This window comes from Fuchsiella alkaliacetigena (genome assembly GCF_023227765.1).
Lineage (GTDB): Bacteria > Bacillota > Halanaerobiia > Halobacteroidales > Acetohalobiaceae > Fuchsiella > Fuchsiella alkaliacetigena.
In genome coordinates, this window is record NZ_JALKBZ010000091.1 from 1 (window position 1) to 5,112 (window position 5,112).

At 39.5% G+C, this 5,112-nt stretch carries 4 protein-coding genes; all 4 read left to right on the forward strand.

Annotated features, from left to right (window positions below; translation table 11 throughout):
- Positions 1–97: 97 nt before the first annotated feature.
- The 4 genes from MWH30_RS13445 to MWH30_RS13460 all read left to right on the forward strand — a co-directional run bounded on the left by MWH30_RS13445 (position 98) and on the right by MWH30_RS13460 (position 4,951).
- The gene (locus MWH30_RS13445) at positions 98–1,966 is read left to right on the forward strand and encodes a methyl-accepting chemotaxis protein (protein WP_248664611.1); all 1,869 of its coding nucleotides are present in this window, start codon (positions 98–100) and stop codon (positions 1,964–1,966) included.
- Between the two features lie 353 nt (positions 1,967–2,319).
- Positions 2,320–2,706 carry a hypothetical protein gene (locus tag MWH30_RS13450; protein WP_248664612.1) on the forward strand — a complete coding sequence of 129 codons (387 nt, stop codon included), beginning with the start codon at positions 2,320–2,322 and terminating at the stop codon, positions 2,704–2,706.
- Between the two features lie 3 nt (positions 2,707–2,709).
- Positions 2,710–3,330: a gluconate 2-dehydrogenase subunit 3 family protein gene (locus MWH30_RS13455; protein ID WP_248664613.1), complete on the forward strand. Its 621-nt coding sequence runs from the start codon at positions 2,710–2,712 to the stop codon at positions 3,328–3,330.
- Positions 3,320–4,951 carry a GMC family oxidoreductase gene (locus MWH30_RS13460; protein ID WP_248664614.1) on the forward strand — a complete coding sequence of 544 codons (1,632 nt, stop codon included), beginning with the start codon at positions 3,320–3,322 and terminating at the stop codon, positions 4,949–4,951. Before MWH30_RS13455 ends, MWH30_RS13460 begins: the two co-directional genes overlap by 11 nt.
- Positions 4,952–5,112: the final 161 nt, after the last annotated feature.

The window sequence follows — 5,112 nt, forward strand, 5'->3', positions numbered from 1 at the left end:
AGAGAATTAAGGGAAATCCCACTTTTATTTTCAATTTTTAAGTCTAGATTATTTTACTTGCCGAATTCAAGTTTAATAATCTTTAGGAGGGATTAAATTGTCTTTGAAGAGAAAGTTAACTATTATTATAGCTGTCTGTGTATTGATTTTATCTTTATTTATTGGTTTCTATATGGTTAGACAGTCTAGTAATTTGATTGAGAGGAATGAAGAGGAGCAGTATGAATTTGTGATTAATACAGTCCAAGATAGGTTTCAACAACAGTTGGGCGAGGCTGAGCTATCTGCTCAGAATATAGCTAATAATCAGGAGATACAGAGATTATTTGCTGAAAGAGATCGAGAGGCTTTGCGGGAGATGCTGCTTTCTTCCTATGAAGCAATAGAGGATGATTTTGCTCAGTGGCAGTTTCATCTTCCGGACTCTACTAGCTTTTTAAGATTACATGCTCCGGATAACTACGGCGATAGTTTAAGAGACTTTCGACATACCGTTAATGAAGCTAATCAGATTCAAGAGGCTATTGTTGGTTTAGAAGAGGGTAGAGGAGGATATGGTTTTAGAGCAGTTGTGCCTATGTTTTACGAAGGAGAACATACCGGTACGGTAGAGTTTGGTTCTGAGTTTGGAGTTGCTTTTTTAGAGTCTTTACAGGATAGTCTTAGTGGAGAGTACTTTATTTATACTTTAGGCGATGGTGTTGCTTGGGAAGATGATGAAAATAATAATGATAATAGATTAGCTGCTACTACTGATGAGGATCCTTGGGAGCTTGATGATCAGGCTATCGATAGGGTAAGAGAAGGTGAAGAGCTAATTGAGTTAATTGATGGAGGAGCCTATTCTGTTTTATTAATACCAATCCATGACTATGCTGATCAGGTACGGGGTTATATAAAGGTGGTTAGAGATAGAGGAGAGGTATTGAGTAGGCTCAGTAATATCAGAAGGAATACATATATATCGGTTTTTCTAGGACTAATTGTTATCTTAGCTATCATTTTTAAATTTTTGGATCATTCTCTTAGTCCTTTAGAAAGAATGGTCAAAAATATGGAGAGCGTTAAAGATGGAGATTTGACTACTCGTTTGCAGGTCGACTCCGATGATGAGATAGGCAAACTAGCAACTGTCTTCAATGAAATGGTTGAACAGCTACAAGAAATGGTACTTAATCTACTGGATACTGTAGAGGAGTTATCGGCTTATAGTGAAGAGCTATCTGCTTCGGCAGAGGAAGGCGATGCTACGGTAGATGTAGTTAATAGCAATATTCAGGACGTAACTTCTAGTATTGAGGAGGTTTCTGCTAGCAGCCAAGAAGTAAGTAGTATAGCTCAAGAGACTGATCAGTTAGCTGCGGAAGGTGGAGAAAAGATTAAGCAGGCTGTAACTAATATTGAAGATATTAACTCTACAGTAGAAGAGACTGTAACAGTTATCGAGAATTTGGATAGTAACTCTAGAGAAATAGGTCAGATAATAGAATTGATTAACGATATTGCAGAACAGACTAATCTCTTAGCTCTTAATGCTGCTATAGAGGCAGCTAGGGCCGGTGAGCATGGAAGAGGTTTTGCAGTAGTAGCTGAGGAGATTAGGGAGTTGGCTGGACAGACTGGAAAGGCTACTGATAAGATAGCTAAGCTGATTAAGGAAATTCAGAGTAGTTCTGACTTGGGCTTGGAATCGGTACAGGAAGCTAATGCTAAAACAAAAGCTGGCAAGGAGATTGTGGAAGAGACTGGTCAAACCTTCGCCAGTATTGAAAGCTCTATCGAAAATACTTCAGTAGCAATCCAACAGATTGCTTCAGGAGCTCAGGAGTTGGCCGGTAGAAGTAATAAGATAATGGATAGTTCAGAGGATATTGCTGGAATGTCTAGTGAGATTAGTAATTCTGCTCAGGAGTTAGCAGAAATGGCTCAGGAGCTACAGTCTTTAATTCAAAGGTTTGATGTTTAGGGTTTAAGCTGATAGAAATTAACCGAGGAGGCCTAGTTGATATAATAGGTTTCCTCGGTCTTTCTTTTGCGTTAATTAGTAGCTAAAGAATAAATATTTTCGGATTAAGAAATAACTTATTATTCAGGATGTGAAAAGATGTCTTTACCAAAGTCACATCATGCCATAATCTGACTTTGGTATTTTTACTCTAAAGATTTTAATCTATTTCTCCATTCTATTACTAAGGATAAAAGCAGTTTAAAGTTTAAGAGATGGACTACGTATAAAATATACTTTTAGTTATATCCTAAGAATACTAATTGCTTGATAAACATAGTTTCTTTACTTTTACAAAAGAAAGGGAGAGATTGATGGAGTTTTTAGAGATTTCCGAAGGGATATTGCACGGATTGAAATTTCTTTTTTGGGCCCTAGCTACTCATCTTTTTCATTATCGACAGAACTTCTATCACTGGAGCTTACTATTACCTTTATACACTCTTTATCCTTTAGCTGCTATTTTGTTGCTAGCAGAGCTTTATCCGGTTGATTGGATATTAACATTACTAACCATAAACTTGGTAATTACTATAGCTGCTCATTTATGGGGAGTTTATCTGCATTGGGATGGGGTAGGCAAGCGAGTAGGTGGTCAAAATATACACAATCATATGGTAGGGCCACCGGTAATTTTACCTTTGATAGTGGTTACTGTAGCTACTATTGATTTAGTGAGACTGCTGCAAGGAGGCTTTTAATCTATGGTTGAGATGATGAATACTTATTATCCTGATTATGATGTGTTGGATTTGAAGGAGGAATGGGATCCGGTTACTGTTGATGTGGTTCTGAAGAGGTTGGGCCCGTTTCCAGCTTTGAAGTTTTTACAGGATCACGAAGAGCCTAAGTTGCGAGTAATAGCTAAACACTTGGTCTATGATCATCGGGATGATATTTTTGACTGGATTATTCATTTTATAGACCAGCGTTTAAGTAATGAGCTGGGTGAGTATCAGCGCAAACCAGATACGCCACCGGAGAAAATTTTAGTTAGGGAAGGCTTGCAGGCTTTGGATACCTTATCACAAAAGCTTTACAATCAGGACTTTCTGGAAGTGGGAACTGAAGAACAGTTTGAGATGCTTTCTGATTTGCAATTGGGAAAGGCAGCTAGCATTCCTGAATGGTCAACAGTTCCCCAACAGGATCTCTTCGATAAACTGCTCTTGTTAACTGTTAGTGCTTACTATTCTCATCCTACTATCTGGTCAGAGATGGGTTATGGTGGCCCTGCTCATCCGCGGGGATACTATAGGCTAGAATTGGGGATAAGAGACCCTTGGGAAGCAGAGAGAAAGAAGGAGGAAAAAAATGGAGAATGAAAGTTATATCCGGCATAACTGTGATCATTATGCGGGATATCGTTATGATGATCTTGAACATAGAAAGTATGGAGAGCAAGAAGTTGATGTCTGTATAGTAGGGATGGGAGCTGCCGGAGGAGTGCTAGCGTATGAGTTGAGCAAGGCTGGCTTAGATGTGGTGGGGATTGAAGCGGGCCCTTTTTGGGATCCCCAGACTGATTTTGCTAGTGATGAGCTACATGCTTATTCTTTAAACTGGCAGGATACTCGCTTATCTACCGGTAATGATCCGCTTAAATTCGGGCCCAATAATTCTGGGCGCGGAGTTGGCGGGGGAACTACTCACTTTACTGGGGTTTTTTACCGTTTTCATAGAAGTGACTTTAGGGTTAAGTCTACCGATGGAGTGGGAGAAGACTGGCCTATCTCCTATGAAGATCTAGAGCCTTATTACGATAAGATCGAAAACGATATTAAGGTTTCAGGGCCCAAACACTTTCCCTGGGGTCCTTTTAATGGCCCTTATCCTTATCCTGAGAGAGAGCCGATCAGTGCCTGGGCCCAGGTCTTTCGCGAAGGATGCGAAATTTTAGGTATTAGAAGTAGTGTCCCACCGTTAGCTATACTATCTGCTCCCTTTGACGGTCGTCCCCCCTGTACCAATCGAGGTTTTTGTAATGAGGGCTGTAAGCCTAATGCTAAGTTCAGTACTTTGATTCATCATGTACCTAAGGCAATAGAAGAAGGGGCAGAGGTAATTACTGATTCAATGGTTACCAGAATACTGGTAGATGATAATGGTAAAGTCAGTGGAGTGGAGTTTAATCACGATGGCGACTATTATCAACAAAAAGCTAAAGTAGTAATAGTTTCAGCCTTTACAGTTGAAACTCCGAGACTACTGCTTAATTCAGCCTGTGCTCAATATCCCGAGGGACTGGCTAATAGTAGTGGCCTGGTAGGTAAGTATATTATGCCCCATAGTGGACATGATATTTTTGCTAAATTTGATGAAGAACTCAGACTATATAAAGGAACTCCGGTGTTGGCTTGTACTCAGGACTTCTATGAAAGTGATCCTGATAGAGGTTTTGCCAGAGGTTATACGCTGAATGCTCATGGTAATAGACCAGTGGCGATGGCTAAGGTTTTAGCTAATGATGTAGGTTATTGGGGTAAGGACTTGCGGGAAGTTATGCTTAATTTTAACTTTTATGCCCAAATAACAATGGTAGGTGAGGTTTTGCCTCGCAAGGAGAATCAAGTTACCTTAAGCGATCAAAAGGATGAATATGGTTTGCCTCGTCCTAAAGTAACTTTTAGTTATGGAGAGAATGATAATAAGATGATCGAACATGGAGTAGAGAAAGCTAATCAGATACTTAAAGCCAGAGGTGGCGAGCCAGCCTTTGTAGCTCCCGATACTGGTCATTTATTGGGTGGCTGTCGGATGGGAGATGATCCTACAAATTCTGTAGTTAATGAGTTTTGTCAAAGCCATGATATACCCAATCTCTTTATCTGTGGTGCTAGTGTCTTTACAACTTCGGCTGGAGTTAATCCTACAGAAACGATTATGGCTATTGCAGCTAGGACTGCGGATTATATTGCTGATAGGGGGAAAAAGGGGGAGTTTTAATAAAGTCAGACCTTATTTAGGATAAACAGGAATATCCAGACTTCTTCTAGAATTAATCACTAGCATTGCATAAAAAATATTTTCGGCTCTTCAACGACTTTTGTGATTAATAATCTGACTAGCTAAAAGTCATATAGCTAATAGGTATTTAATGGTTATAA